31 protein-coding genes are annotated in these 24,614 nt (G+C 65.8%); 17 read left to right on the top strand and 14 right to left on the bottom strand.

Going from position 1 to position 24,614, the window contains the following annotated elements; genetic code table 11:
- Position 1: 1 nt before the first annotated feature.
- The 4 genes from DI605_RS02995 (at position 2) to DI605_RS02980 (ending at position 4,338) form a co-directional block, all read left to right on the top strand.
- On the top strand, positions 2 to 661 hold the full coding sequence (locus DI605_RS02995; protein ID WP_293968904.1) for a methyltransferase domain-containing protein: 660 nt from the start codon (positions 2 to 4) through the stop codon (positions 659 to 661).
- Positions 640 to 1,698 (top strand): FAD-dependent oxidoreductase, encoded by a 1,059-nt coding sequence (locus DI605_RS02990; protein ID WP_293968788.1) that lies wholly within the window; start codon positions 640 to 642, stop codon positions 1,696 to 1,698. Before DI605_RS02995 ends, DI605_RS02990 begins: the two co-directional genes overlap by 22 nt.
- Before the next feature lie 31 nt (positions 1,699 to 1,729).
- Complete coding sequence (gene msrB / locus DI605_RS02985) at positions 1,730 to 2,140, top strand: peptide-methionine (R)-S-oxide reductase MsrB (RefSeq protein ID WP_293968786.1); 411 nt, start codon at positions 1,730 to 1,732, stop codon at positions 2,138 to 2,140.
- Between the two features lie 77 nt (positions 2,141 to 2,217).
- A complete protein-coding gene (locus DI605_RS02980; protein WP_293968784.1) occupies positions 2,218 to 4,338 on the top strand; it encodes a transglycosylase domain-containing protein in 2,121 nt (706 codons plus the stop codon).
- A 51-nt stretch (positions 4,339 to 4,389) separates the two neighbouring features.
- On the opposite strand, the gene DI605_RS02975 is transcribed toward DI605_RS02980, so the two are convergent.
- Genes DI605_RS02975 through DI605_RS02965 form a run of 3 tightly spaced genes read right to left on the bottom strand, consistent with a single transcriptional unit; the run spans position 4,390 to position 6,117 of the window.
- Positions 4,390 to 5,097, bottom strand: coding sequence for a M48 family metallopeptidase (locus DI605_RS02975; RefSeq protein WP_293968782.1), 708 nt, complete (start codon positions 5,095 to 5,097; stop codon positions 4,390 to 4,392).
- On the bottom strand, positions 5,087 to 5,518 hold the full coding sequence (locus DI605_RS02970; RefSeq protein WP_293968780.1) for a YcgN family cysteine cluster protein: 432 nt from the start codon (positions 5,516 to 5,518) through the stop codon (positions 5,087 to 5,089). The genes DI605_RS02975 and DI605_RS02970 overlap by 11 nt, the downstream gene beginning before the upstream one ends.
- Positions 5,515 to 6,117, bottom strand: coding sequence for an SCO family protein (locus DI605_RS02965; protein WP_293968778.1), 603 nt, complete (start codon positions 6,115 to 6,117; stop codon positions 5,515 to 5,517). The genes DI605_RS02970 and DI605_RS02965 overlap by 4 nt, the downstream gene beginning before the upstream one ends.
- 78 nt (positions 6,118 to 6,195) lie before the next feature.
- Here DI605_RS02965 and DI605_RS02960 point away from each other — a divergent pair, with 78 nt between their 5' ends.
- Entirely contained in the window at positions 6,196 to 6,807 is a 612-nt protein-coding gene (locus DI605_RS02960; protein ID WP_293968776.1) for an ankyrin repeat domain-containing protein, read from the top strand.
- Positions 6,808 to 6,829: 22 nt separating this feature from the next.
- Here DI605_RS02960 and DI605_RS02955 read toward each other — a convergent pair whose 3' ends face one another.
- The 9 genes from DI605_RS02955 to DI605_RS02915 form a co-directional block, all read right to left on the bottom strand.
- The gene (locus DI605_RS02955) at positions 6,830 to 7,312 is read right to left on the bottom strand and encodes an MmcB family DNA repair protein (RefSeq protein WP_293968774.1); all 483 of its coding nucleotides are present in this window, start codon (positions 7,310 to 7,312) and stop codon (positions 6,830 to 6,832) included.
- A 59-nt stretch (positions 7,313 to 7,371) separates the two neighbouring features.
- Entirely contained in the window at positions 7,372 to 7,698 is a 327-nt protein-coding gene (locus DI605_RS02950; RefSeq protein ID WP_293968772.1) for a DUF1491 family protein, read from the bottom strand.
- Between the two features lies 1 nt (position 7,699).
- Positions 7,700 to 8,167 (bottom strand): PTS sugar transporter subunit IIA, encoded by a 468-nt coding sequence (locus tag DI605_RS02945; RefSeq protein WP_293968770.1) that lies wholly within the window; start codon positions 8,165 to 8,167, stop codon positions 7,700 to 7,702.
- Positions 8,168 to 8,216: 49 nt separating this feature from the next.
- Entirely contained in the window at positions 8,217 to 8,798 is a 582-nt protein-coding gene (gene raiA, locus DI605_RS02940; RefSeq protein ID WP_293968768.1) for a ribosome-associated translation inhibitor RaiA, read from the bottom strand.
- A gap of 69 nt (positions 8,799 to 8,867) precedes the next feature.
- A complete protein-coding gene (gene dnaQ, locus DI605_RS02935; RefSeq protein WP_293968766.1) occupies positions 8,868 to 9,569 on the bottom strand; it encodes a DNA polymerase III subunit epsilon in 702 nt (233 codons plus the stop codon).
- A gap of 9 nt (positions 9,570 to 9,578) precedes the next feature.
- Positions 9,579 to 10,175: a dephospho-CoA kinase gene (coaE, locus tag DI605_RS02930; protein WP_293968764.1), complete on the bottom strand. Its 597-nt coding sequence runs from the start codon at positions 10,173 to 10,175 to the stop codon at positions 9,579 to 9,581.
- On the bottom strand, positions 10,172 to 11,026 hold the full coding sequence (locus DI605_RS02925) for a shikimate dehydrogenase (RefSeq protein WP_293968762.1): 855 nt from the start codon (positions 11,024 to 11,026) through the stop codon (positions 10,172 to 10,174). Before DI605_RS02925 ends, coaE begins: the two co-directional genes overlap by 4 nt.
- Positions 11,023 to 11,622: a nucleoside triphosphate pyrophosphatase gene (locus DI605_RS02920; RefSeq protein ID WP_293968760.1), complete on the bottom strand. Its 600-nt coding sequence runs from the start codon at positions 11,620 to 11,622 to the stop codon at positions 11,023 to 11,025. The genes DI605_RS02925 and DI605_RS02920 overlap by 4 nt, the downstream gene beginning before the upstream one ends.
- Positions 11,619 to 12,437 carry a pyruvate, water dikinase regulatory protein gene (locus DI605_RS02915; protein WP_293968758.1) on the bottom strand — a complete coding sequence of 273 codons (819 nt, stop codon included), beginning with the start codon at positions 12,435 to 12,437 and terminating at the stop codon, positions 11,619 to 11,621. Before DI605_RS02915 ends, DI605_RS02920 begins: the two co-directional genes overlap by 4 nt.
- Positions 12,438 to 12,849: 412 nt before the next feature.
- On the opposite strand from DI605_RS02915, the gene hemE reads away from it, so the two are divergent.
- The 6 genes from hemE to DI605_RS02885 all read left to right on the top strand — a co-directional run bounded on the left by hemE (position 12,850) and on the right by DI605_RS02885 (position 17,152).
- Entirely contained in the window at positions 12,850 to 13,905 is a 1,056-nt protein-coding gene (hemE, locus tag DI605_RS02910; RefSeq protein ID WP_293968756.1) for a uroporphyrinogen decarboxylase, read from the top strand.
- On the top strand, positions 13,902 to 14,372 hold the full coding sequence (locus DI605_RS02905) for a CopD family protein (RefSeq protein WP_293968754.1): 471 nt from the start codon (positions 13,902 to 13,904) through the stop codon (positions 14,370 to 14,372). The genes hemE and DI605_RS02905 overlap by 4 nt, the downstream gene beginning before the upstream one ends.
- Positions 14,373 to 14,385: 13 nt before the next feature.
- The gene (locus DI605_RS02900) at positions 14,386 to 14,769 is read left to right on the top strand and encodes a hypothetical protein (protein ID WP_293968752.1); all 384 of its coding nucleotides are present in this window, start codon (positions 14,386 to 14,388) and stop codon (positions 14,767 to 14,769) included.
- A gap of 147 nt (positions 14,770 to 14,916) precedes the next feature.
- Complete coding sequence (rho, locus tag DI605_RS02895; protein WP_293968750.1) at positions 14,917 to 16,173, top strand: transcription termination factor Rho; 1,257 nt, start codon at positions 14,917 to 14,919, stop codon at positions 16,171 to 16,173.
- A gap of 10 nt (positions 16,174 to 16,183) precedes the next feature.
- The gene (locus DI605_RS02890) at positions 16,184 to 16,498 is read left to right on the top strand and encodes an antibiotic biosynthesis monooxygenase (protein ID WP_293968748.1); all 315 of its coding nucleotides are present in this window, start codon (positions 16,184 to 16,186) and stop codon (positions 16,496 to 16,498) included.
- 9 nt (positions 16,499 to 16,507) lie between these two features.
- Positions 16,508 to 17,152: a YjbE family putative metal transport protein gene (locus DI605_RS02885; protein WP_293968746.1), complete on the top strand. Its 645-nt coding sequence runs from the start codon at positions 16,508 to 16,510 to the stop codon at positions 17,150 to 17,152.
- 30 nt (positions 17,153 to 17,182) lie between these two features.
- Here DI605_RS02885 and DI605_RS02880 read toward each other — a convergent pair whose 3' ends face one another.
- Both DI605_RS02880 and DI605_RS02875 read right to left on the bottom strand, forming a co-directional pair.
- Positions 17,183 to 18,157 carry a quinone oxidoreductase gene (locus tag DI605_RS02880; RefSeq protein ID WP_293968744.1) on the bottom strand — a complete coding sequence of 325 codons (975 nt, stop codon included), beginning with the start codon at positions 18,155 to 18,157 and terminating at the stop codon, positions 17,183 to 17,185.
- Entirely contained in the window at positions 18,154 to 18,852 is a 699-nt protein-coding gene (locus DI605_RS02875; protein ID WP_293968742.1) for a dienelactone hydrolase family protein, read from the bottom strand. The genes DI605_RS02880 and DI605_RS02875 overlap by 4 nt, the downstream gene beginning before the upstream one ends.
- Positions 18,853 to 18,965: 113 nt before the next feature.
- Between DI605_RS02875 and DI605_RS02870 the strand changes: the two genes are divergently transcribed.
- From DI605_RS02870 to DI605_RS02845, 6 genes are read left to right on the top strand one after another with little or no spacing between them, the layout of a single operon-like run.
- Positions 18,966 to 19,202, top strand: a complete 237-nt coding sequence (locus DI605_RS02870; protein ID WP_293968740.1) for a DUF6489 family protein — start codon at positions 18,966 to 18,968, stop codon at positions 19,200 to 19,202.
- Complete coding sequence (gene mnmE, locus DI605_RS02865; protein ID WP_293968738.1) at positions 19,202 to 20,491, top strand: tRNA uridine-5-carboxymethylaminomethyl(34) synthesis GTPase MnmE; 1,290 nt, start codon at positions 19,202 to 19,204, stop codon at positions 20,489 to 20,491. Before DI605_RS02870 ends, mnmE begins: the two co-directional genes overlap by 1 nt.
- Before the next feature lie 43 nt (positions 20,492 to 20,534).
- Positions 20,535 to 22,313 carry a tRNA uridine-5-carboxymethylaminomethyl(34) synthesis enzyme MnmG gene (gene mnmG / locus DI605_RS02860; protein WP_293968737.1) on the top strand — a complete coding sequence of 593 codons (1,779 nt, stop codon included), beginning with the start codon at positions 20,535 to 20,537 and terminating at the stop codon, positions 22,311 to 22,313.
- Positions 22,310 to 22,936 carry a 16S rRNA (guanine(527)-N(7))-methyltransferase RsmG gene (rsmG, locus tag DI605_RS02855; RefSeq protein WP_293968735.1) on the top strand — a complete coding sequence of 209 codons (627 nt, stop codon included), beginning with the start codon at positions 22,310 to 22,312 and terminating at the stop codon, positions 22,934 to 22,936. The genes mnmG and rsmG overlap by 4 nt, the downstream gene beginning before the upstream one ends.
- Positions 22,933 to 23,721, top strand: a complete 789-nt coding sequence (locus tag DI605_RS02850; RefSeq protein WP_293968733.1) for an AAA family ATPase — start codon at positions 22,933 to 22,935, stop codon at positions 23,719 to 23,721. The genes rsmG and DI605_RS02850 overlap by 4 nt, the downstream gene beginning before the upstream one ends.
- Entirely contained in the window at positions 23,718 to 24,593 is an 876-nt protein-coding gene (locus tag DI605_RS02845) for a ParB/RepB/Spo0J family partition protein (protein ID WP_293968731.1), read from the top strand. The genes DI605_RS02850 and DI605_RS02845 overlap by 4 nt, the downstream gene beginning before the upstream one ends.
- Positions 24,594 to 24,614: the final 21 nt, after the last annotated feature.

Below are 24,614 nucleotides of genomic sequence, written 5' to 3'. Positions count from 1 at the left end.
GATGGATGCCCTCGATCTTGATTTCGAAAGCTATGCGGCGCTGCTGACCGATCTCGCCAAGGTGAACCGGCTGCTGCTGTCCGCGCGACCGACGCTCGCTTTTCTCGCGCGCGCCATGGGCGGCCGGCGCCGCTTCCGGCTGCTGGACGTGGGGTTCGGCCATGGCGATATGCTGCGCAGCATTTCCCGCTGGGCGAGGGCGCGGGAAATCGATGCCGAACTGATCGGCATCGATCTCAATCCCCGTTCGGAAATCGTCGCCAAGGCGGCGACGCCGGCCGGAACCGGCATCTCGTTCCAAACAGGCGACTATGCCGGTCTTGCGGGCGAAGGCTTCGATTTCGTCATCTCCAACTTCGTCGCCCACCATATGGCGGACGATCAGTTGATCGCCTTCCTCCGCTTCATGGAGGCCGAGGCGCGCATCGGCTGGCTGGTGAACGATATTCGCCGCAGCGCCTTCGCCCATGCGACCTATCCGTGGCTGGCGCGCGCGATGCGCTGGCACCGGATCGTGCGCGAGGACGGCACGCTTTCGATCGCGCGCGGGTGGCGTGAGGCGGAATGGCCCCCCTATCTGGCGGCCGCCGGCGGCCACGCAGCGACAGCGAGGATCGTCCGCCGCTTTCCCTTCCGATTATGCGTCGAACGGACACGCTGATCATCGGCGGCGGGCCGGCCGGGGCCGCCGCCGCGATCGGGCTGGCGCATGCCGGCCGCGCACCGCTGATCGTGGAACGACGCGCCCTGCCGGGCGGAATCGTCTGCGGGGGATTTCTCGGCTGGGATGCCATCGCCTCCCTGCGTCGGCTGGGAGTGGACCGGGTGGCGCTGGGCGCCGCGCCGATCACGCGGCTGCGGCTGATCGCGGGAGGACGCTCCACCGAGACGTGGCTGCCGGCGGAAGCGGGCGGGCTTTCGCGCGCACGGCTGGACGATGCGATGCTGGCCCTGGCGGAGAGGACGGGCGCCATCGTGCTGCGCGGCGTGACGGTCCGGCGCGTGACCGGCACGCGCGCGGATCTTGGCAATGGCGAAGCGATCGAGGCGAGCCGGTTGATCGTCGCCACGGGCAAGCATGCGGTGCGAGGCGCGGAGCGCGGCGCTCCTGGCGGCTCGATCGGCCTGCGCACGACGATTGCGGCACCACCCGACCTCGCTGGAACGATCGAACTGCATCTCTTTCGGGGCGGCTATGCCGGCCTGCTCGTGCAGGAGGATGGCCAGGCCAATCTGTGTGTTTCGGTGCGGCCCGGGCGCCTGCGCGAGGCCGGCGGTCAGCCAGCGGCGCTGATGGCCGACCTTGCGCGCGAGGCTCCGGCGATCGCGGAACTGGGGATGGCGGCCACCGCCTGGGATGCGATCGCCGCCATCCCCTATGGCTGGCGCGCGCGGACGACCGCGCCTCTCACCTATCGCGTGGGGGATCAGGCGGCGGTGATCGCCTCACTCGCGGGCGACGGCATCGCCATCGCGCTCGCCAGCGGGCGCGCGGCGGCCGACGCGATCCTGTCCGGCGATCCGGCCGAGGCGCATATCGCGCGCTTCGCCGGCCGCGCGGCGGGGCCGCTGCGCCATGCCGAAATCATCCGGAGGATCGCCGAATCCCCGGCCGCCGCCGCCGCCACGATCCGGGTGATCGATCGCCTGCCATGGCTCGCCCGCCAGGCCGCCCGCCTCACCCGGATCGGCCATTGACCGAGCCCGGCGCGCTACCCACATTCAGGCCATGGAAAAGATCGACCTGCCCGACGCCGAATGGCGCGATCGCCTGACCTCCGAACAATATCATGTGCTGCGCGAAGCCGGCACGGAGCGCGCCTTCACCGGCCGCTACTGGGACAATCACGAAGACGGCGACTATGTGTGCGCCGGCTGCGGCGCGCCGCTTTTCGGAAGCGACGCCAAATATGATTCCGGCTGCGGCTGGCCGAGCTTCACCAAACCCGCCGAAAACCTGGCCGTGACCGAGCATCGCGATCTGAGCCACGGCATGATCCGGACCGAAGTGCGTTGCGCGGCGTGCGAAGGGCATCTGGGCCATGTCTTCCCGGACGGGCCGGGGCCAGAAGGGCTGCGCTTCTGCATCAACTCCGCCTCGCTGGATTTCCAGCCGGATTCGGGCAAGGACAAGGGTTGAGCCGGGCTGGTTACGCGGCAATCCATCGGGATCGCCTTGTGAGCGGGCGCGCGAAACGGTAATCGCGCTCCCGCCTTATGCCTTCCGCCAAATCCGCTCCTCCGGGCCGCGCACGCCGCATTGCCAGCATCGCGCTGCGCACCATCCTGTTCGGCGGGCTGGCGGGCATCGCCGTGCTCGTCGTGGCGGTGATGGTCACCATGGCCTCGCTGCCATCCTTTCAGGACATGATGCAGAAGCCCAACGGGCAGACGGTGCGCGTCCATGCGGCGGACGGATCGCTGCTGCTGTCGCTGGGGCCGAGCTATGGCGACTGGCTGCCCCACGATCGCATCCCGAAGGTGATGCGCGATGCGATCGTCGCCGTGGAAGACCGTCGCTATTACAGCCATCCGGGTATCGACCCGATCGGCATTGCGCGCATGTTCTATGTGGCCAAGCGCCTGCATGACGAAGGCCGGCGCCTGCAGGGCGGATCGACCATCACGCAGCAGCTTGCCCGCAACATCTTCCTCTCCAGCAATTATAGCTACGCCCGCAAGATCCGCGAGGCGATCCTCGCGCTGGCGATGGAGCGCAAATTCTCCAAGGCGCAGATTCTGGAGCTGTATCTCAACCGCGTCTATTTCGGCGGCGGCGCCTATGGCATCGATGCGGCGAGCCGCAAATTCTTCGGCCATCCGGGCGATCATCTGAGCCTGGCGGAGGCCGCGATCATCGCCGGCCTGGTGAAGGCACCGTCCCATTATTCGCCTTCGGCCGATGCGCAGGCCGCGCGCGACCGCGCGACCGTGGTGCTGGACGTGATGGTGGATGCCGGCGCGCTCACGCCTGCGCAGGCAGAAGCGGTGAATCTCAAATCGGTGACGTTCGCGCCCGAACCCAAGCAGAACAGCGTGCGCTATTTCACGGACTGGGCCCTCGCCCAGCTGGACACGCTGGTGGACGAGCAATCCGCCCCGCTGGATGTGTGGACCACGCTCGATCGCAAGATGCAGGATGCCGCCGACGCCGCGATCCGCCAGAATACGCCGGAAGGGCTGCAAGGCGCGCTCGTCTCGATGGAGAATGACGGCGCGGTGCGCGCGATGGTGGGCGGCACGGATTACGTCTCGTCCATCTACAATCGCGCGACGCAGGCGCAGCGCCAGCCGGGATCGGCCTTCAAGCTCTTCGTCTATCTTGCCGCGCTGGAAGCGGGCGTGAAGCCCGGCGATCCGGTGACGGACGAACCGATCACGATCGATAACTGGAGCCCGCGCAACAGCAGCCGGCGCTTCCTGGGCGATATCGACATCCGCACCGCCTTCGCCTTCTCGATCAACACGGTGGCGGCGAAGATCGGCCAGCAGGTGGGCTTCGACAGCGTGGCGGACATGGCGCGACGCTTCGGCATCACCACGCCGATCAACACCCATCCCTCGATGGTGCTGGGCACATCCGACGTGCGCCTGATCGACATGACGCGCGCCTTCGCTGCCATCTCCGCCAACGGAACGGCAGTGGCGCCCTATGGCATCATCAAGGTTTCCACGACCGACGGGACGATCATCTATCAGCGCGAACCCAGCCAGCCACGCGTGCTGGTGGCGCCTTTCGTGGCGGCCGAGATGACCGATCTGCTGCAGACGGCCGTGAATGTGGGCACCGCGCGCGCCGCGCAGATCGGCCGGCCGGTGGCGGGCAAGACGGGTACGACCTCGTCCAACAAGGACGGCTGGTTCCTCGGCTTTTCCAGCGGGCTGACCACAGGCGTGTGGATGGGCCGCGACGATGCCAAGCCGATCCCCGGCCTGCAGGGCGGCCGCAATCCGGCGCAGGCCTTCTCCGCCTTCATGCGCGTGGCCTTGCAGACGCGCCCGGCGGAAAAGTTCGCGACCGATGCGACACTTCCGGAATGGCAGCTTGAGCCGGACGACGAGGCCTATTTCGGCAATCCCGATCAGGGCTTCGGTGGCGACAATCCACCGCCGCAGACGGGCGATGAAGTGACGGGCGAAGTGCCCGAGGTGCAGCCGGTGCCGGGCGACACTCCGCCGCCCGCCAGCGCCCCGGCCCTGCCCAACGCACCGCCCGCGCCCGCCACGCCGCCGCGCGCGGATTCGCAGCCAGAGCCACAGCTGGATCAGCGGTGGCTGGATAATGTTCTGCGCGATCAGCGGCGACCGGCACCCGCACAGCAGACCCCGCCGCGCTGATCCTTCTGACCTGATGCGGTGCGCCTGCGGGCGCGGGACTATGGAGCTGGCCTAACCGCGCCCGAAGGCGTGCAGCCGCGATCCGTTGGCGCGCAGCCATGCACGTTCGGGCTTGGGATCGCGGCCAAACAGGCGCGCGACGGCCGCATGGAAAGCGGGGCTGTGATCCATGTGCAGGCGATGGCCCACCTCATGCGCCACGGTGGCGCGGCGCACTTCGGGCGGGGCGAGGATCAGGCGCCAATTGTAGCGAATGTCGCCGGAGGCGGTGCAACTGCCCCAGCGCGTTTTGGCATCGCCGATGCCGACGCGCGCCGGCGTGACGCCCGCAAGCCCGACATAGTGGGCCGTCTCGGCCGTAAGCCGCGCAAGTGCTTCCGCCCGGAGCCAGCGCAGCACGCGCCGGCCGGCCATGTCCTCCGGCCCGCCGACAAGGATGCGATCGCCCTCGATGGCGATGCGGCGCGCGGCACCCGCAACCCAGCACAGGCGATAGTCGCCACCTTCATAGGGAATGAGAGCGCCGTCCCCCAGCGGCGTCGGGGCCGGCATCGCCGCGATCGTCGCCTCGATCCAGCCGCGATGGCTCTCCGCCCAGCGATAGGCGGCGCTGAGGCTGGCGCGCGCGGGCAGGATCAGCTTCACCGCCCCGTCGCGCGGATCGATCGAAAGCCGCATGCGGCGCGCCCGGCCGGATCGGCGGACGACCAGCGGGCGCCTGCCGCCGCCCGGATCGGCGAAGCTGGGCTCAGAGCTCACGATCGATCATGTGATATTCGAGTTCGCCGGCATCGTCCTCCGACACCGTCCAGCCGCGCGTCGAGGCGCCCGCCTCGTGCACCGTCTCGCGGCTGCCGCTGATCAGATGATGCCAGTCCGGCAGCGGCTGGCCGGCTGCGACCAGCCGATAGGCGCAGCTCGACGGCAACCAGTCGATCGTCCGGAGCTTCGCCGGCGTGAGCCGCACGCAATCGGGCACATGGGTCTTCCGGTTCGGATAATCCATGCACTGCGCATGCTTGCGATCGAGCAGGCGGCAGGCGACGTTGGTGGGGAAGACCTCGCCCGTCTCCTCATCCTCCAATTTGTGGAGGCAGCATTTGCCGCAGCCGTCGCAGAGCGATTCCCACTCATCGCGGTTCAGCCGATCGAGCGGCTTTTCTTCCCAGAAGCGGCTCATCGCACCCACCGCGCGAAGGTTTCCGCGACACCCGCGCCGCCATCCTTGAGATCGACGGGTACGAGGGCGATCGGCTCCCCTTTCGGGCCGAACAGGATGGCCGTGCTCATATGCTGCATCAGATAGCCTTCCACGCCCGGCTCGGGCTTCACCTTCTCGAACGTCGTCGCATATTCCTTCGCCACGGCCGCGATCTGCGTATCCGTGCCTGTGAGCCCGATCATTCGGGGGTGGAACGCGCCGACGAACTGCTTGAGCACCGGCGGCGTATCGCGGGCCGGATCCACCGATATGAAGACGGGCAATATCTTCGCGGCGCGGGCGGAATCCTGCGCCTCGAACGTCTTCAGGCCTTTGGCGAGTGTGAGCATGTCCGTGGGGCAGACATCGGGGCAATAGGTGTAGCCGAAATAGACGACTGCATAGCGCCCCTTCAGGGCTTCGCTGGAGAAAGGCTTGCCGTCCTGATCGACGAGCGTGAAGGGACCGCCGATACGGGCGCCAGCGAGCGGCGCTTCCTGCCCGGGCGCGGGCGAACGCTGGCAGGCGCCGAGCGCCAGCGCGAGCAGCGTGGCGACGACCAGGCGTGGATTGTTCATGGTGCGCTCAATCATGCTTTGCTAGGAGGCGGCTGACAAGCGCGCGCCTTGCCCGCGCAGCCTTCCGTGGAGCAAGATATGGGTGTTCGCCGTCGCTTTGCCATGATCGCCGCGAGCGCGATCGGCCTGGCCCTGGCTGCGCCTTCCATCGCGCAATTTTCGGACAGCTTTTCCTTCCTGAAAGCGGTGAAGGATCGCGATGGCGACAAGGCCATGCCCTTCCTGAACAAGCCCGGCGCACCTGTACTCAACACGCGCGATCCCAATACCGGCGAGACCGCGCTCCATATCGTGACGCGCGGGCATGACATGACATGGCTGGGCTTCCTGCTGGGCCGCGGCGCATCGACCGAGATCAAGGATCGCCAGGGAATGACCCCGCTGCTGGTGGCGGCGCAGACCGGCGATGCCGATGCGACGCGTCTGCTGATCTCCGCGGGTGCCAACGTCAACGCCGTCGACAATAGCGGCGAGACGCCGCTGATCTTCGCCGTGCGCAATCGCGATCTGGTCACCGGACGGATGCTGGTGACGGCCGGCGCGAGCCCAGACAGGCAGGATACGATCGCCGGCAAGAGCGCCCGCGACTATGCGACCGAGGACCGGCGCGGCGCCGCGATGCTGAAGATGCTGGACGAAGCCAAGCCGACCAAGGCGAACAGCGCCAAGATCGCCGGCCCGGTCCGCTAGGCTTTTCGCGCTGCGGTCGGGATCAATCCAGCCCCGCCAGCCCCGGATCGAGCGAGCCCAGCAGGCGCTGTGCTGCGCGACGGGCGAAGCGGAGCGTCTCGGTCTTGCGCCGCGCGCCGGCGAGCGGACGATGCGCGGGATCGCGCAGGATGGCCGCATCATAGCGATCCGCCACGATCAGCCCCGCCACCTGCGGCAGGAAATGCTCCTCCTCGAACGGAGCAAGATCGAATCCGGCGGGCACCGCCCACAGGAAACGATCGCAATAATCCAGATAATCACGCCACTTGGCATCGCCGCGCAGATCGGCACGCGAACATTTTATCTCGACAATCGTGATGCAGCCCCTTGCATCCAGCGCCATAATATCCGCCCGCCGGCCATTGCCGAGGGGCACTTCGCACAAGGCGACGAGATCCTGACGGAACAATAATCGCGCCACGCCGCGCGCGACATCTGCCGCCACGAGCGGGCCATCCTCGAAGCAGGCGGGGCTTGTGGCCATGGCCGAAGACTAGAACGATTCGGGAACGCTTGGAAGACGATTCGAGTCGCCGCTCCCCTTTAAGAAAGCAATTCCATCGCGATGCGGCGCGCATCGGGATGATCGATCTCCACAATCCACAGATCAGGATCGGTGCGACGGCGGCCGGCGAGATAAGCAGGCCGGTCCGCCGGATCGGCCGGGCCTGTCTCCCGCCAAGCATAGCCATCCAGACCGAAGCTGCGCTCGAGCAGGGGGCCATCCGCGCCGCGATCGGCAAGGGCGATCAAGATCGCGCCCGCCGTGGCATCGCCACGGGCCAGCACCATCGCCGAGCCGCCCCCTGCCTCGATCCGGCGTATCAGGGCCGACACGAGCAGGCCGGTTGCGGCCCGCGCTTCCGTCACGTCAGGCGGCGTCCCGCGCGTCGGCCTCGACGAACAGGGCGTAAAGCGCATCGCGCGATCCGGCCCCGCGCAGCTTGGCCACGAAGGCCGAATCGCGCAGACGCCGGCTGACCCGGGACAGCGCCTTCAGATGTTCGACGCCGGCATCGGGCGGCGACAGAAGCAGAAAGACCAGATCCACCGGCATATCATCGATCGACTGGAAATCGATCGGCGTGGCCAGCCGCGCGAAGGCGCCGACGACATGGCCGATCCCCTCGATCTTGCCGTGAGGAATGGCGATGCCGCCGCCGAAGCCGGTGGAGCCGAGCCGCTCGCGTTCCGAAAGACGGGACACGATCACGCGCGGATCGAGCCCCGTCAGTTCGCCGGCGGCCGCCGCCAGCTGCTGGAACAACACTTTCTTGTTCGGAACGGCCAGCTCCGAAAAGACGGCGCTGGGCGCCAAAATGTCAGCAAACTCGTCCATCTGCTCGTCGTCTGTCCGAAAAATATGAAGCCCGATCCGGGCGGGCGGATCAGGCCGCGCGCTGCGGCTCGACCCACCCGATCGTCCCGTCGCCGCGCCGATACACCATATTGAACGCCCCCGTTCCCGAATTCTTGAACAGGAGGGCATTGGTGTTGCGCAGATCGAGCATCATCACGGCATCCCCGACGCTGGCTTCGGGCACGTCGACACGCAGCTCCGCCACGATCGGCGGATGTTCGCCGGCCGATTCCTCCTCGGCTGCCTGGAAGACGGTGTAGCCCGCATCATCCGCAATCTCGCCGGGCTCGGCCGAGGCCACGCCGTTGGTGCCATGCTTGTTCTTCAGCCGGCGCATGTAGCGGCGCAGCTGGGTCTCGATCCGATCGGCCGCCACATCGAAGGCGGGATGCGCCTCCGTTCCCTGGCCGGAACCCTTGAGGATCACGCCCTGCATCACATGGGCGACGATATCGCAGGAGAAGGCGCTGTGGGGTGCATTGCCGAACGTGACGTGCGCCGAGATGCTTCGCGAGAAATATTTGTCGGCCACGCCCTGCAGTCGATCCTCGACATGGGTCCGCAACGCGTCGCCCGTGTCAACCTGATGACCAGAGACCCGGATGTCCATCTTTTGCTCTCCTTATCAAGGGCCGTTCCGCGGCGAAGCGCCGGCCTCAAGCCCAGCATGGGCGCAAGGTCAAGCGGCGTTAAGCAGCCCGCTCCACAACGGATCGGCCAGGGTAGATACAAATGCGGCGTGGCGCGCGAGTTCCGCGTCGCTCGCACGATGCGGGCGGGCGGACCGAAATTGCCGCTCGATCGGCGCCCCGACAGGCCCCGAGACCGGCGAATCGGCCGATTGCGTCTCCGCCAGCGAAAAACCGATCTGGCGGCCGCCCCGTAACTCCACATAGACCTGCGCCAGCAACTGCGCGTCGAGCAGCGCGCCATGCTTCACGCGCTGGCTGCGATCGACGCCATAGCGGCTGCACAGCGCATCCAGGCTATGCTTGGCGCCGGGATGGCGGGCGCGGGCGATGGCAAGCGTGTCCACCATCCGCCCGAGATCGACGGGATCGCGCCCGCACGCCTGCAATTCCCAGTTCAGAAAGCCGAAATCAAAGGTCGCATTGTGCGCGACGAGCGGGCTATCCTGAATGAATTCAATCAGATCGGCCGCGATTTCCGCAAAGGACGGCTTGTCCGACAGGAATTTTTCCGAAAGGCCGTGCACCGCTTCGGCCTCGCTCGGCATCGAGCGGCCGGGATTGATGTAGCAATGATAGTGCCGGCCGGTTTCGACCCGGTTCACGAGTTCGATGCAACCGATCTCGACGAGCTTGTGGCCGTCGGCGGGGCTGAGGCCCGTGGTTTCGGTATCGAAGACAATCTCGCGCATGGCCGGATACTATCGGCCTCGGCGCGCGCCTGCGCAAGCGAGGATCCGGCGGAGATCGGCTGCCGTGCGCATATGCGTCCCGCCTGTGGAGAGGACGAAATCGGCACGCCGCCTCTTTTCGGCGTCGGGCGTCTGGAGCGCGCGGATCCGCGCAAGCTTGTCCGGGCTCATGTCCGGCCGGGCGAGGACGCGCCTGCGCTGCTGCCAGGCGGCCGCCGATACCACGATGATCCGGTCGACGCGCCGCCAGCCGCCCTTTTCGAACAGCAGCGGGACATCCAGCACGACGATCCGGCGGGCACGATGGCGGCGCAGGAAGCGGCGCCGCGCCCGCTCCACCGCCGGATGAACGAGTCGCTCGAGCCGATCGAGTGCCGCACGATCCCCGAACACCGCCCGGGCGAGCTTCGCACGATCCAGACCATACGGCCCGGTCGTATCGGGATGGAGCGATTCGATCGCCGCCAGCAATTCGCCGCCCGGCCCCTGCATCCGGCGCACCTCGGCATCGGCATCGAACACGGGGATACCGAGCCTCCGGATCATCGCGGCGACGGTGGACTTGCCCATGCCGATCGAGCCGGTGAGGCCGATCACGATGCTCATGCCAGCAGCAGGGCGCGCAGCGCGGCCTCGCTTTCGGCATCGGCCGGCGCATCGACATCGAAGAAATGGCGAAACGCGATGCGCGCCTGCCCGATCAGCATCTGCAATCCATCGACAATCGGATGGCCCAGCGCCCTGGCCTGCGCGAGCAGTGGCGTCTCCAGCGGCGTGTAAACCGCATCATAGACGATCGCGCCCGGCGGCATGTGGCTGAAATCCAGATCCAGCGGCGGCTGGCCAGTCATGCCGCAGGACGTGGCGTTCACGACTACATCGAGCCGGCCTTCCATATCCTTCCAGTCGAAATCCAGCGGCTCCGCAAAGTGCGCGAGCGACGTGACATGGACGTGGCCCGAATCGAATCCCGCGGCGATTTCCGCCGCCGCATCCACGTTTCGGGCCGCGAGGATCAACGTGAACCCTTCGCCCCAGAGGCCATGGGCGATCGCCCGCGCCGCGCCCCCGGCACCGAAGATGCGGGCCGTGCGCAGCAGATGCCGCTCATCCAGCAACGGCCGCAGCGGCTCCAGGAAACCGGGCGCATCCGTATTATAGCCGGTGAGCAGGCCATTGCAGGCCACGATCGTATTCACCGCGCCGATGCCGGCCGCCACCGGATCCACCACATCGAGCAGGGGCAGCACCGCCTGCTTGTGGGGAATGGTGACGTTGCAGCCCAGCCAGTCCGGATCGCCGCGCCGCTCGGCCAGATAGGCGGCAAGATCCGCCGGGCGGACATGGGCACGGCGATAATCCCCGTCCAGCCCTGCCCGTTCGAGCCAGAAGCCGTGGATCGTCGGCGATTTCGAATGGGCGATAGGATCCCCGATCACCTCGGCATAACGTGTCATGCGGCGATCACACCCCGGATGCGCAGCCAATCGAGCAGGGGCAGGAGCGGCAGGCCCATGATCGTGAACTGACTTCCCTCGATCCGCGCGAACAGCTGCGCGCCGAGCCCTTCGATCCGATATCCGCCCACGCAGCCGCCGATAGCGGGCCATTCCGCATCGAGATAGGAATCGAGAAACGCCTCGGAAAAAGGCCGCATCGTCAGTTTGGCCACGTCGACGTGGCGCCAGATGGGCTGGCCGGCGAACGCGACCACGGCGGCACTCGCCAGACGATGCGTGGTGCCGGCGAGCGCCAGGAGCTGCTCGCGCGATTCCTCCCGGCTTTCCGCTTTGTCCAGCAACGCGCCGTCCGCCGCCTGGACGGTGGAATCGCACCCCAGCACAAGCGCATCCGGATGGCGGCGGGAAATCTTCACCGCCTTCAGCTCCGCCAGTGCATCGGCAATGCCGCGCCCATCGAGCCCGTCGGCCCGAAACGCCGCCTTCGCTGCTTCCTCGTCCACACCCGGCGCCTCGGCATCGAACGGCACACCCGCCGCCTCCAGCATCGCCTTGCGTGAAGAGGATTGCGACGCGAGGATCAGGCGGCTCACGGTCGGGGCTCCATTCCGTGGCTGGTCAGCAGATTGATGATCGCGGCGGCCGTCTCCTCGATCGAGCGGCGGGTGACATCGATCACCGGCCAGCCCTTGTCCGCGAAGATGCGCCGCGCGAACGCGAGTTCACCCGCCACCGCTTCCTGATCGACATAGGCCGTCTCGGTCACCTGATTCAGCGAGAGAAGCCGGTTGCGGCGGATCTGGATCAGGCGATCCGGGCTGGTGGTAAGGCCGACGACGAGCGGTTTCTTCAGCGAATAGAGGATCGGCGGCGGCGGGCTTTCCACCACCAGAGGGATGTTGGCGACCTTGTAGCCGCGATTGGCGAGATAGATGGAGGTCGGCGTCTTCGAACAGCGCGACACGCCGGCGAGCACGATATCGGCCTCTTCCCAATCTTCCGGCGCGATCCCGTCATCATGCGCGATTGTGAACTGGATGGCATCGACGCGCGCGAAATATGCCGCGTCCAGCGTATGCTGCCGGCCGGGCTTGGCCTTCGCTTCCTGCCCCAGCAGCCGCTGAAGCGCTTCGGTCACGGGATCGAGCGCGGCGACGTGAGGCAGGCCCGCCACCTGGCAGCGCTGTTCCAGCGTGCGGCGTACATCCGAATTCACCAGCGTGTAGATGATGAGGCCCGGCCGCTGGAGGATCTCCCCCATCACGCGATCCAGATGCCCTTCGGAACGCACCATCGGCCAGAAATGCTTGATCGTTTCCACGCCATCGAACTGGGCGATGCCGGCCTTGGCGATCGCCTCCAGCGTTTCGCCGGTGGAATCCGAAAGAAGATGGAGGTGAAGGCGCATGAGCGTCGGCTTCTAGAGCCTGATCGCTCAGGGTGGAAGCAGGGCAGAGCCCGTCACGGGCTCTGCCGGAACCATCTTCACGTTTCGTGCGGGAACGCTCCCGAGCCCTTGCAGACCCCGAAAACCAGCCTGTGGAAAAAATTGGGGGTGAGCGGCCCGAAAACCCCGTGGGTGGCGCGGTGGATGGCTGGCGATCCCCGATTCAAACGAGCGATCCCGTGCTTTTTCCACAGGGGATCAACGAATCCCGCCGCCTGTGGATAACGGGGGCAGTTTCATCGACTCGTCGGATCTAAAGGAGATTCATGGGAGTCAAACTGTTGGCAAGTCCGACGGTGGCGAATAAACCCCGCTCGGCGGCCGCCTACTGACTCCAACAATCTCCTTTTAAACTCTTAAGGTAAGAAAAGGGATGCATGCGATTCCGGCGAGCGTGTCGCCCGAAACGGCCTCTGACAGGCCCCTCCTCGCCGTTCTGCGCGGTGAAAGACGCGATCCTCCGCCCGTCTGGCTGATGCGCCAGGCCGGACGCTATCTTCCCGAATATCGGGCACTGCGGGAGGCCAAGGGCGGCTTCCTCGCCATGTGCTACGATCCAGCAACGGCAGCCGAGATCACGCTGCAGCCGATCCGGCGCTTCGGCTTCGATGGCGCGATCCTTTTTTCCGACATTCTGGTCATCCCCCATGCACTGGGGCAGGATCTGTGGTTCGAGGCCGGCGAAGGCCCCCGCCTCGCGCCACCGCTTCTGGATGGCGACTTCTCGATGCTGCGGCAGGCGATCGGGCGGCTGGATCCGGTTTACGAGACGGTCCGCCATGTCGTGGCCGATCTGCCGGCCGGGACGACGATGCTGGGCTTTGCGGGATCGCCCTGGACAGTGGCGACCTACATGGTCGCAGGGGCAGGATCCAAGGATCAGGGGGCGGCCCGCCGGCTCGCCTATCGCGATCCGGTGGCCTTCCAGCGACTGATGGATCTGATCGTCGGGGCGACGGTGGAGTATCTCATCGGCCAGATTGATGCGGGCGTGATGGCGATCCAGCTCTTCGACAGCTGGGCCGGGAGCCTCGCACCGGATGAATTCCGGCGCTGGGTGATCTCACCCAATCGTGCGATCGTGGACGCGGTTCGGGCACGGCAACCGGCTGCCGTGATCATCGGCTTTCCCAAGGGAATTGGTGAAAAGCTGCCCGTCTATGCGCGCGAAACGGGCGTGGACGCCGTCGGGCTGGACGAGACGATCGATCCGGTCTGGGCAAATGATGCGCTGCCCGGGGACTTGCCGGTGCAGGGCAATCTTGACCCGCTGGCGCTCGTCGCGGGCGGATCGGCGCTGGAACGCGCGGTGGGAACGATCCGGGCGGCACTTGCGACACGGCCGCATATCTTCAATCTCGGGCACGGAATTCTGCCGGAAACACCGGTATCGCATGTCGAGCAACTGCTCGCTATGCTGCGCCGATGACGCCCGTGAGCCTGGGAGCCGTGCTCGCCTTGACGTATGAATGGATCAAGGCCGGCCATGTCATTTTCGTGATCTTCTGGATCGCGGGGCTGTTCATGCTGCCGCGCTATTACATCTACCATCAGGAATCCCCGCCGGGCTCCGCCGAGGAGAAGCGCTGGATCGATCGCGAGCGGAAGCTGCGCAACATCATCATCACGCCTTCGATGATCCTCGTATGGGTGTTTGGCCTGATCCTGGCGTGGCAGCTCGGCCTGTTCGCCGGCTCGCCGGGGTTGGGCTGGCTGCATCTGAAGATCGCGCTGGTGTTCGGCCTCTCGGGCTATCACGGCTATATGGTGCGCTACGGCAAGAAGCTGGCCCGCGGCGAACGGCCGGTGAGCGGCAAGGCATTGAGGATCATGAACGAGGTGCCGGGCATCGTCACGGCGCTGATCGTCATCCTCGTGATCGTGAAGCCGTTCTAGATACGGAGCGGGGATGCGGCGCCGGGCTCATCTCCTGTGCCAATCCGGCATTTGCTGGCTTGTGGGGCTGCTGATCGCGTTGCTTCCGAACCTGCCGGCCCGCGACGCGATGATTCCGCGACTGGCGGCGCTCGAATTCGCGCTGCTGATGGCGTTGCCGATCCTCGGTCTGGGCTGGCTGCTGGCCATATTGTTCGCAGAACGGATCATCGCCAATCCGAAACGCTGGTGTGCCGCTTTCCTGATCGCGACGGGGCTGTATCTGGCCGAGGAAGGATTCGGAGATACCGCGTGGATCGCTGTCTGGATCGGCGCGGTCATATCCGGCGTGGCGCTGGCGGCGTGGCTGACGATTCGGCCGCCGGCCTTGCGCCGCGAGGCACCGACCACCATCTGAATCTCTTGACGGCGCGCGACGCGGCATTTACGCCCTCGCCAACGGCCACCCGCGTCCTGCGGCGGCCTCCAGCCTCCAAGCTCAGCAGAATGTCGCCCGCTTTTGCCCGCGCATTCTCCCCTCCCCGACCCACACCGGACTGCCCAGATGCATCTGAAAGACCTCAAGAAGAAGACTCCCGCCGAACTGGTCGCCATGGCCGAGGAACGTGGCGTCGAGGGCGCATCGACGATGCGCAAGCAGGATCTGATGTTCGGCATCCTCAAGGCAGAGGCCGAGGAAGGCGAGCAGATATTGGGGTTGGGCACGATCGAGGTGCTGCAGGATGGCTTCGGCTTCCTGCGCAGCCCAGAGGCCAATTATCTGGCCGGGCCAGACGATATCTATGTCTCTCCCAACCAGGTCCGGAAGTTCGGCCTGCGCACCGGTGACACGGTGGAAGGCGAGATCCGCGAGCCCAAGGACGGCGAACGCTATTTCGCGCTCACCAAGCTCACCCAGGTCAATTTCGACGATCCGTCGGCAGTCCGCCACCGCGTCAATTTCGACAATCTGACGCCGCTCTATCCCGAACAGAAGCTGACGCTCGATCCTGCCGATCCGACCGTGAAGGACAAGTCGGCCCGCGTGATCGATCTCGTCTCGCCGCAGGGCAAGGGCCAGCGCACCCTGATCGTGGCGCCGCCGCGCGTCGGCAAGACGGTGATGCTCCAGAATATGGCCAAGGCCATTACGGACAATCATCCCGAGGTATTCCTGATCGTGCTGCTGATCGACGAGCGGCCCGAGGAAGTGACGGACATGCAGCGATCGGTGAAGGGCGAGGTCGTCTCCTCCACCTTCGACGAGCCGGCGACGCGCCACGTCGCCGTCGCCGAGATGGTGATCGAGAAGGCCAAGCGTCTCGTTGAGCACAAGAAGGACGTGGTGATCCTGCTGGATTCGATCACGCGCCTCGGCCGTGCCTACAACACCGTCGTCCCTTCGTCGGGCAAGGTGCTGACGGGCGGTGTCGACGCCAACGCGCTCCAGCGCCCGAAGCGCTTCTTCGGCGCGGCCCGCAACATCGAGGAAGGCGGTTCGCTCTCCATCATCGCTACCGCGCTGATCGACACCGGTAGCCGCATGGACGAAGTGATCTTCGAAGAGTTCAAGGGCACCGGCAACTCCGAAATCGTCCTCGATCGCAAGGTGGCCGACAAGCGCATCTTCCCGGCGATGGATGTCGGCAAGTCCGGCACGCGCAAGGAAGAGCTGCTGCTCGACAAGGCGAAGCTCTCGAAGATGTGGGTGCTCCGCCGAATCCTGATGCAGATGGGCACAACCGACGCGATGGAATTCCTCCTCGACAAGATGAAGGATTCCAAGACGAACGAGGATTTCTTCGATTCGATGAACCAGTAAAGCGCCGCGCGTGATCCTCGAACATGCCCTGCTCCGGATCCGTGACGGAGAGAGCGGGGCGTTCGAGGCGGCGCTGCGCGATGCGATTCCGTTGATCGCCGCGTCGGCCGGCTTCGAGGATATCGAGGTGAGGCCCGCGGCCGAGGAATTGGGCCTCTATCTGCTGCTGGTGCGGTGGAAGGACGTGGAGAGTCATCGCGACGGATTTCGACTTTCGGATCGCTATCGACGCTGGCGCGCCCTTCTCCATCATTTTTACGAGCCGATACCCGATGTGACCTACTTTGGGCCGTCGATCATCGACAGTCCCGTCCCGGCCGGATAACAGCGACGGATGCTCGAACTCTGGCAGCACATCGTCGCTGATTTCGCCAATCTCGGTTCGCCCGCGACGCTCGCGGCGTTCGGCCAGGTTCTGATGATCGATGTGATGCTGGCCGGCGACAATGCGATCGTCGTCGGCGCGCTCGCGGCGGGCCTGCCCGCCGATCAGCGGCGCAAGGTGATCCTGATTGGAATCCTGGCCGCGCTGGTGCTGCGCGTTCTGTTCGCGCTGATCGTCACGCAATTATTGCAGGTCGTCGGTCTCGTTCTGGCGGGCGGGCTGCTGCTGCTGTGGGTCGCGTGGAAGATGTGGCGCGAGTTGCGGGACGATCGCAAGACCGAAGAGCGTGAGGATGTGAAGCCCGCGCGGAGCTTCGCGGCGGCTGCCTGGGCCGTTGCCGTTGCCGATGTGAGCATGAGCCTGGACAATGTGCTGGCGGTGGCCGGCGCGGCGCGCGATCATCCCGGCATCCTGATCATCGGCCTGATCCTCTCCGTGATCCTGATGGGCGTCGCCGCAAACGTGCTGGCCAAGGTGATCGATCGCTATCGCTGGATCGCCTATCTCGGCCTGCTGGTGATCCTGTATGTCGCGGCCAGGATGATCCATGACGGGTTCACCAATCCCTCCGTGGGAATCCTCTCGATCTTTTGAGCGCCGCCCCTTCGGGGGGTGAGGGCCGGCTCAGGGAATCAGGACGGTCGATCCGATGGTCTTGCGGCCTTCCAGCGCACGATGGGCTTCGGCGACATCCGCCAACGGGAAGGTCTGGCCGATTTCCACCTTGAGCGTGCCATCCGCTATCCGTGCGAACAGGCGCGCGGCGGCGGCCTCTAGCCTTTCGCGCGTATCCACATAATCGAACATGGTGGGCCGGGTGAGGAAGACCGAGCCCGCTCTCTGCAACGTGGCGGGCGATACGGGATCGGGTGCGCCGGAGGCATTGCCGTAACTGACAACTAGGCCGCGTCTGGCCACGCAGGCGATCGAGGCTGGCAGGCTCGCTTTCCCCACGCTGTCGAGCACCAGATCGACGCCAGCGGGGCTGATCGCGCGGACGTCTTCCTCCAGCGTATCGAAGGCGCCGTGGAGCACATGATCTGCGCCCAGCGCACGGACCCGCTCCCCTTTTTCCGGAGAGCCCACATGGGCGATGACGGTGGCGCCCAATGCCTTGATCCAGGGGACGAGCAGTGAACCCACGCCACCGGCGGCGGCATGGACGAGCACCGTCTGGCCCGGCTGCACGTTGCCGCATTCGCCGACCAGAAGATCGGCGGTCATGCCCTTCAGCATCACGGCCGCGGCCGTGCGATCGTCGATGGCATCCGGCAGGATAACGAGATTCCGGGCGGGATAGGCGCGGACGGTGGCATAGGCGCCCAGTGGTGCGCCCGCATAAGCCACGCGATCGCCGGGCTTCAAACCGGTCACGCCTTCGCCGACCGTTTCGATCATGCCCGCCGCCTCGGAGCCGAGCCCGCTGGGGAGCGGCAGCGGATAGGCGCCACGGCGATAATAAGTATCGATGAAATTGAGGCCGATCGCCGTATTCCGGACGATCACTTCGCCCGCGCCGGGCACGATATGTCCGACAGGCTCGCGCTCCATCATCTCCGGTCCGCCCGTGGCCCGGAGAACGATGCGATAGTCGCTCATGCCAGATGCTCCGCAAAGAAATCGCGCGTCCGCGCTTCCGCCAGGCTCGCAGCCTCCCCGCTCCGCCTCTTGCCGAACGTATCGGCGAAGCCGTGATCGACGCCGGGATACTCCTCGATCGTCACATGCGCGTTGGGATCCAGCGCGGCATGGATCGCGGACAGCGCCTCGGCGCCGATGAAATGATCCTGATCGGCGAAATGGAGCAATAGCGGCTTCGCGATCGCATGGGATTCGCCGAGGGCCGCATCGATTCCCGCCCCATAGAAGCCCACGCTCGCATCGATATCGGTGCGCGTGGCGGCGAGATAGGAGACGCGGCCGCCCATGCAGAAGCCGACAATGCCGACCTTGCCGCCCGTCATCAGCGCGCGGGCGGCGCGGATCACCGCCTCTACATCCTGTATGCCCTTGTCGACATTGAATTTCGTACGAATTTCAAATGCATGGGCCATCTGTTCCGGCACATCCGGATCGACATCGAAGCCGGGTGCGAACCGCCAGAACATGTCTGGTGCCAGCGCGAGATAGCCGAGCGCCGCCCAGTCATCCGCCTTTTTGCGAATGCCGGCATTCACACCGAATATCTCCTGGATCACGATGATCGCGGCTTTGGGCGTGCCAGCCGGAAGCGCGCGATAGACCGGGAAGCTGCCTGAGCCGTCAATCGCGGCCACTTCCATCATGTCGGTCATGCGATGCCATCCTTCCGATCGGTCCGTCAGGCGCGCGATACGGGCGTCCCTCGACGGTATCCCTTTGATCCTCTACCAATCCCGGGACCTCGCGCAACGGGAAGCCTTGGCCCATGAACATCACGATGAACATCGATTGCACACCGGAAGAGGCACGCCGGCTGATGGGGCTGCCGGATATGGCGCCGATCCACGAGCTTTACATGGACAAGCTGAAGCAGACGATGGGCGAAGGCTTCTCCCCGGAGGCGGTGGAGAATATGATGCGCGCATGGACGCCGATGGGTGAAGTGGGCTTCGGCGTATGGAAGCAGTTGATCGATCAGATGACGGGATCGGCCAAGAAGTGATGCCCGCCCCTGCGGGGGATACGATCTTCGCGCTTTCGAGCGGAGCGCCGCCGGCGGCGATCGCGATCGTCCGGCTGAGCGGGCCGCTGGCGGCGATGGCGCTCCGGGAAATCGTGGCGAAGCTGCCCGAGCCGCGACGGGCGACGCATGCGGCCCTCCACGATGGCGAAGGCGGTCTGATCGATCGGGCCTTGCTGTTGTGGATGCCTGGCCCCGCCTCCGCCACGGGCGAGGATCTGGCCGAATTCCATCTCCATGGCGGGCGCGCGGTGGTTGCCGCCCTGCTGGATCGGCTGGCGGCATTTCCCGGCCTGCGTCTGGCGGCGCCGGGCGAGTTCACGCGGCGCGCTTTCCTCAACGGCCGGATCGATCTCACTGCGGCCGAGGGGCTGGCCGATCTGCTCGAGGCCGAAACGGCTGGCCAGCATGCGCGCGCGCTGCGCATGGCCGAGGGTGGACTGGGGCGGATCATAGAGCGATGGCGGGCCGCGCTGCTCGATCTGTCGGCCCGGATCGAGGCCGCGATCGAATTTGGCGAGGCGGATGAGGAGGTTGGCACCGATCTTTCGATCGCGGCACCGCTGACGGCTCTGGCCGACGAGGCCAGGGCTATTTTGGCAGCTCCCCCGGCCGAGCGATTGCGCGATGGCGTGAGGATAGTGGCAGCCGGCCCCCCAAATTCAGGAAAATCTACCCTTATCAATGCTATAGCTGGAAGAGACGTGGCGCTGGCGACGCCGATCGCCGGCACGACGCGCGATGTGATCGAGGCGCCGGTCCGGCTCGACGGTCATGCGATCCTGCTGACGGACACGGCGGGCCTGCGGGAGGCGGAGGAGCATATCGAGCAGCTTGGCATTGCCCGCGCGCAAGATGCAATCGAGATGGCCGATCTTCTCCTCTGGTGCGGCGCGCCGGAGGAGAGCCCCGCACCCGAACGCAGCCTGTTCCTCCACACCCGCGCCGATGAGCGGGACGATATCATGCCGCCGGGCAGCCTTCGCGTCTCGATCCATGAGCCCGACAGCCTGTTGGCGCTACGCAGCCGCATCAATGAGCGGTGCCGGCAACTCGTAGGACGCGATGATGAGCTCGCCCTCAATCGACGCCAGCGCGATCTCGTGTCCCTTTTCGCGGCGGAGCTGGATGCCGCGCGGACCAACGGCGATCCGGTTTTGCAGGCCGAGCATCTGCGTCTCTGTCGTGACGCACTCGATCGGCTGACGGGCCGGGCCGGTGTCGAGGAGATGCTCGACAGCCTGTTTGGCCGCTTCTGCCTCGGCAAATAGTTCCACATGGAACATCGGCGGAGGACCCGCTAAAGGCGCATCCATGGTCGGCGCGGACGTTATCATCATTGGTGGAGGGCATGCCGGGGCCGAGGCGGCGGCGGCGGCGGCGCGTTGCGGCGCCGATGTCATCCTCGTTACGGCCCGCGCCAATATGATCGGGGCCATGTCGTGCAATCCGGCCATCGGAGGAATTGGCAAGGGACACCTCGTTCGCGAACTCGATGCCTGTGACGGGCTTATGGCCCGTGCCGCCGATCAGGCCGCGATCCACTATCGGATGCTCAATCGATCGAAGGGGGCCGCCGTACGTGGCCCCCGCGTGCAGGCGGATCGCAGGCGCTTTCATGCGGCCATTCAGGCCGATATCCGCTCGATACCGAATTTGCGGATCATCGAAGGCAGCGTTGGGGCGCTCCAGATCGAACGGGGCGAGATAGCCGGCGTTGTCCTGGAGGATGGTCGGGCCATCCGGGGCCGTGCCGCGGTGCTGGCAACGGGGACTTTTCTCGGCGGTCGCCTCCACTTCGGAATGGAGACGTGCGATGGCGGCCGGATCGGCGAACCGGGTGCGCATCCGCTTGCCCGCCAGATCGCTTCGCTGGGCCTGCCGCTCGCGCGACTGAAGACGGGAACCCCTCCCCGCCTCGACGGCCGGACGATCGACTGGGCCGTTCTCGAAACCCAGCCCAGCGATGAGGACGGATGGACTTTTTCTCCCGCATCACCGGCGCGGCCCCTGCCCCAGCTGGCCTGCGCGATCACGCGCACCTCACGTGCAACGCATGATGTGATCCGGGCGAATCTCGATCGATCGCCTCTTTATGCCGGCGTCATTGAGGGGGTCGGCCCCCGCTATTGTCCGTCCGTGGAAGACAAGATCGTTCGCTTCGGTGATCGTGATGGCCACCAGATATTCCTCGAACCCGAGGGCCTGGACGACCATGCTGTCTATCCGAACGGTCTTTCGACCTCACTGCCGCTCGATGTGCAGCAGGTGATGATCGCCTCCATTCCCGGTCTGGAGCAGGCCAGGATCCTGCAACCCGGCTATGCCGTCGAATATGATCATATCGACCCTCGTATCCTCGATCACGGCCTCGGCGTGCGGAGCATCGCCGGCCTCTATTGCGCCGGGCAGATCAATGGAACGACCGGCTATGAGGAAGCGGGAGCGCAGGGGCTTGTCGCCGGTATCGGTGCGGCTCGTTATGTCGCCGGGCAGGCGCCAGCGCGCTTTGATCGCACCCAATCCTATATCGGCGTAATGATCGATGATCTCGTGCTGCAGGGCGTGACGGAGCCCTACCGCATGCTGACCTCACGCGCGGAATTCAGGCTTCATCTCCGGGCGGACAATGCGATAGTCCGGCTTGGGCCGTTCGCACGTGAACTGGGTGTTCTCTCTCCTGATCGTGAGGCAGCGCTCGATCCATATCTTTCGTCCAGGCGGGCCTGCCTCGCAGCCTTGCAACCGCATGGCGAGGCGATCGCGCGGAGTGCTCCGCTGTCTGATCTGCTTCGCATATCGCCCGAACTTCTGTCCCACGACAGGGACGCCCTTGAGGAGGCTTTGGCGGATATCGCGTATCGACCTTATGTCGAGCGGCAGCATCGGGACGAGGAAGCGCGGCGTGGTGGCGATGCCGCCATCGGCCTCGCTAAGATCGCGCGCTTCGGCGATGTCGCCGGCCTTTCTCATGAGATGGTGGAGCGGCTTGATCGGGCGCGACCCGCGACCCTGGCGGATGCCGGGCGCGTTCGCGGCATCACGCCCGCTGCCTTGACCGCGATCCTCGCTGCGGTTCGTCGCGCGGCATGATCGAGCAGGATGCGAAGGCGCGCGTCGCGTCGAATGTTCCACATGAAACATTCGCCCGGCTGGAACAGCTCGCCGAGCTGGTTTCGTCCGAGAATGAGCGTCAGAATCTGATCGCTCCCTCGACGCTTCCGATCATGTGGAGCCGCCACATTCTGGACTCCGCCCAGCTTATCTGGCTGGCGAACGAGCGCGTCGGTACCTGGCTCGACATCGGATCGGGTGGTGGATTTCCGGGAATCGTGGTCGGCATCATGCGTCCTGGCCCTACCATGCTCGTCGAGCCGCGATCCAAGAGAGCCGCTTTCCTTCGAGAGGTGACGGAAACGTTGGGGGTCGCGGATCGCGTCAAGGTTTTCGCATCCCGCGTGGAAACAGCGCCGCTCGAGGGGAAGGTCTCGATTATCAGCGCGCGCGCCGTCGCCGCCCTGCCTGCCCTGTTCCACATGGCCGCGGCCCATGCGACGGAAAGCACGATTTGGCTGCTGCCGAAGGGCCGTTCTGCCGCCGACGAGGTAGCGGAGGCGCGGCGGGAGTGGCAGGGTGAGATGCAGCTTGTGCCGAGTCTCTCCGATCCCGATTCGGCGATCGTCGTGGCGCAGGGCGTAAGGAGGAAGCGCGGATGAACCGGATCGCGATCGCGAATCAGAAGGGTGGCGTCGGCAAGACGACGAGCGCGATCAACCTTGCGACGGGCCTCGCCGCGACCGGGCTGCGCGTGCTGCTGATCGATTTCGATCCGCAGGGCAATGCTTCGACCGGGCTTGGCGTCGATCAGAACAGCCGCGCGCAATCCTCCTATCAGTTGATGACCGGCGCCGCGCGGCTGGACGATGTCGTCCGGCCTACCGGCATCCCCAAGCTGGATATCGTTCCGGCCACGCAGGATCTCTCGGCGATCGAGGTGGAGCTGGTGGACGAGCCGGATCGCGCGCATCGGCTGGCCAAGGCGCTGGATCAGGCCAATGAACGGTGGGACATCTGTCTGATCGATTGTCCGCCGTCGCTGGGCCTGCTGACGATCAATGCGCTTGTCGCCTCCTCTTCCCTGCTCGTGCCGCTCCAGTGCGAATTTTTCGCGCTCGAGGGTCTCAGCCAGCTGCTCCACACGGTGGAGCGCGTGCGCCAGCGGCTCAATCCCGATCTCGTCATTCTCGGAATCGCCCTCACCATGTATGATCGCCGCAATCGCCTTTCGGAACAGGTCGCGCAGGATGTGCGCGCCGTGATCGGTGATCTCGTCTTCGAAACCGTCATCCCCCGGAATGTTCGTCTTTCGGAGGCGCCGAGCCATGGGCTGCCGGCGCTCGTCTACGATCATCGCTGCCCGGGGTCGGAGGCCTATATCGCGCTCGTCCGTGAGATGATCGGCCGCCTGCCCCAGCAGCCGACTACCAAGGCTGCGGCATGAACGAGGTGAAACGGGGCCTGGGACGCGGGCTGTCTGCACTGCTCGGCGATGTTCAGCGCGAGCAGCCGATCGATCCCGCCGCCCCGCGCGACGGCGGTATTCGCATGATCGATGTGGGTGCGATCCATCCCAATCCCGATCAGCCGCGTCGCCATTTCGACGAGACGGCGCTGGAGGAACTGGCGGCATCGCTGAAGGCACGCGGCTTGCTCCAGCCGATCATCGTGCGCACGCAGGATAGCGGCTACCAGATCGTCGCGGGGGAAAGGCGTTGGCGCGCGGCGCAGCGCGCGCAGCTGCATCAGGTGCCCGCGATCGTCCGCACGATGAACGATGCGGAGACGCTGGAACTCGCGATCATTGAGAATATCCAGCGGCAGGATCTCAATGCGATCGAAGAAGCCGAAGCTTATCAACGGCTTGCTGCCGAATACGGGCATACGCAGGAGGTACTCGGCAAGCTTGTCGGCAAATCGCGCAGCCATATCGCCAATCTGCTGCGTTTGCTCGATCTGCCCCCGGAGGTGCGTCTCGCTCTCGCCGATGGACGCCTCACCATGGGCCATGCCCGGGCGCTGATTACCGCGCAGGATCCTGCCGCGCTGGCGGAGCAGGTGATCCGAGAGGGGCTTTCGGTGCGCGATACTGAGCGGCTTGCGCGCCAGGCGAAAGGCAAGAGCAGCCGCCCCGGCCCGATCGAATATAAGGGCAGTGATGCTGATACCGAGGCGCTGGAGCGGCAGCTGAGCGACCTGCTCGGTCTCAAGGTGACGATCGCCCATGGCCCCAAGGGCGGCACGGTGACGATCGGTTATTCGACGCTCGATCAGCTGGATCTGATCTGCCAGCGGCTGAACGGCGGCCCGATCTGATCCGATCGGGCTGCGGCCTGT

This window comes from Sphingomonas sp., assembly GCF_003248515.1.
In the GTDB taxonomy this organism is placed as follows: domain Bacteria; phylum Pseudomonadota; class Alphaproteobacteria; order Sphingomonadales; family Sphingomonadaceae; genus Sphingomonas_I.
Note: the sequence above shows the minus strand (reverse complement) of the source record. Positions and strands in the feature narration are given on the sequence as shown.

Coding starts and splice junctions, on each gene's coding strand:
- DI605_RS02995 (WP_293968904.1), top strand. CDS start 2: ATGGATGCCCTCGATCTTGATTTCGAAAGCTATGCGGCGCTGCTGACC.
- DI605_RS02990 (WP_293968788.1), top strand. CDS start 640: ATGCGTCGAACGGACACGCTGATCATCGGCGGCGGGCCGGCCGGGGCC.
- msrB (WP_293968786.1), top strand. CDS start 1,730: ATGGAAAAGATCGACCTGCCCGACGCCGAATGGCGCGATCGCCTGACC.
- DI605_RS02980 (WP_293968784.1), top strand. CDS start 2,218: ATGCCTTCCGCCAAATCCGCTCCTCCGGGCCGCGCACGCCGCATTGCC.
- DI605_RS02970 (WP_293968780.1), bottom strand. CDS start 5,518: ATGAGCCGCTTCTGGGAAGAAAAGCCGCTCGATCGGCTGAACCGCGAT.
- DI605_RS02965 (WP_293968778.1), bottom strand. CDS start 6,117: ATGAACAATCCACGCCTGGTCGTCGCCACGCTGCTCGCGCTGGCGCTC.
- DI605_RS02960 (WP_293968776.1), top strand. CDS start 6,196: ATGGGTGTTCGCCGTCGCTTTGCCATGATCGCCGCGAGCGCGATCGGC.
- DI605_RS02955 (WP_293968774.1), bottom strand. CDS start 7,312: ATGGCCACAAGCCCCGCCTGCTTCGAGGATGGCCCGCTCGTGGCGGCA.
- DI605_RS02945 (WP_293968770.1), bottom strand. CDS start 8,167: ATGGACGAGTTTGCTGACATTTTGGCGCCCAGCGCCGTCTTTTCGGAG.
- raiA (WP_293968768.1), bottom strand. CDS start 8,798: ATGGACATCCGGGTCTCTGGTCATCAGGTTGACACGGGCGACGCGTTG.
- dnaQ (WP_293968766.1), bottom strand. CDS start 9,569: ATGCGCGAGATTGTCTTCGATACCGAAACCACGGGCCTCAGCCCCGCC.
- coaE (WP_293968764.1), bottom strand. CDS start 10,175: ATGAGCATCGTGATCGGCCTCACCGGCTCGATCGGCATGGGCAAGTCC.
- DI605_RS02925 (WP_293968762.1), bottom strand. CDS start 11,026: ATGACACGTTATGCCGAGGTGATCGGGGATCCTATCGCCCATTCGAAA.
- DI605_RS02915 (WP_293968758.1), bottom strand. CDS start 12,437: ATGCGCCTTCACCTCCATCTTCTTTCGGATTCCACCGGCGAAACGCTG.
- hemE (WP_293968756.1), top strand. CDS start 12,850: ATGCATGCGATTCCGGCGAGCGTGTCGCCCGAAACGGCCTCTGACAGG.
- DI605_RS02905 (WP_293968754.1), top strand. CDS start 13,902: ATGACGCCCGTGAGCCTGGGAGCCGTGCTCGCCTTGACGTATGAATGG.
- DI605_RS02900 (WP_293968752.1), top strand. CDS start 14,386: ATGCGGCGCCGGGCTCATCTCCTGTGCCAATCCGGCATTTGCTGGCTT.
- rho (WP_293968750.1), top strand. CDS start 14,917: ATGCATCTGAAAGACCTCAAGAAGAAGACTCCCGCCGAACTGGTCGCC.
- DI605_RS02885 (WP_293968746.1), top strand. CDS start 16,508: ATGCTCGAACTCTGGCAGCACATCGTCGCTGATTTCGCCAATCTCGGT.
- DI605_RS02880 (WP_293968744.1), bottom strand. CDS start 18,157: ATGAGCGACTATCGCATCGTTCTCCGGGCCACGGGCGGACCGGAGATG.
- DI605_RS02875 (WP_293968742.1), bottom strand. CDS start 18,852: ATGACCGACATGATGGAAGTGGCCGCGATTGACGGCTCAGGCAGCTTC.
- DI605_RS02870 (WP_293968740.1), top strand. CDS start 18,966: ATGAACATCACGATGAACATCGATTGCACACCGGAAGAGGCACGCCGG.
- mnmE (WP_293968738.1), top strand. CDS start 19,202: ATGCCCGCCCCTGCGGGGGATACGATCTTCGCGCTTTCGAGCGGAGCG.
- mnmG (WP_293968737.1), top strand. CDS start 20,535: ATGGTCGGCGCGGACGTTATCATCATTGGTGGAGGGCATGCCGGGGCC.
- rsmG (WP_293968735.1), top strand. CDS start 22,310: ATGATCGAGCAGGATGCGAAGGCGCGCGTCGCGTCGAATGTTCCACAT.
- DI605_RS02850 (WP_293968733.1), top strand. CDS start 22,933: ATGAACCGGATCGCGATCGCGAATCAGAAGGGTGGCGTCGGCAAGACG.
- DI605_RS02845 (WP_293968731.1), top strand. CDS start 23,718: ATGAACGAGGTGAAACGGGGCCTGGGACGCGGGCTGTCTGCACTGCTC.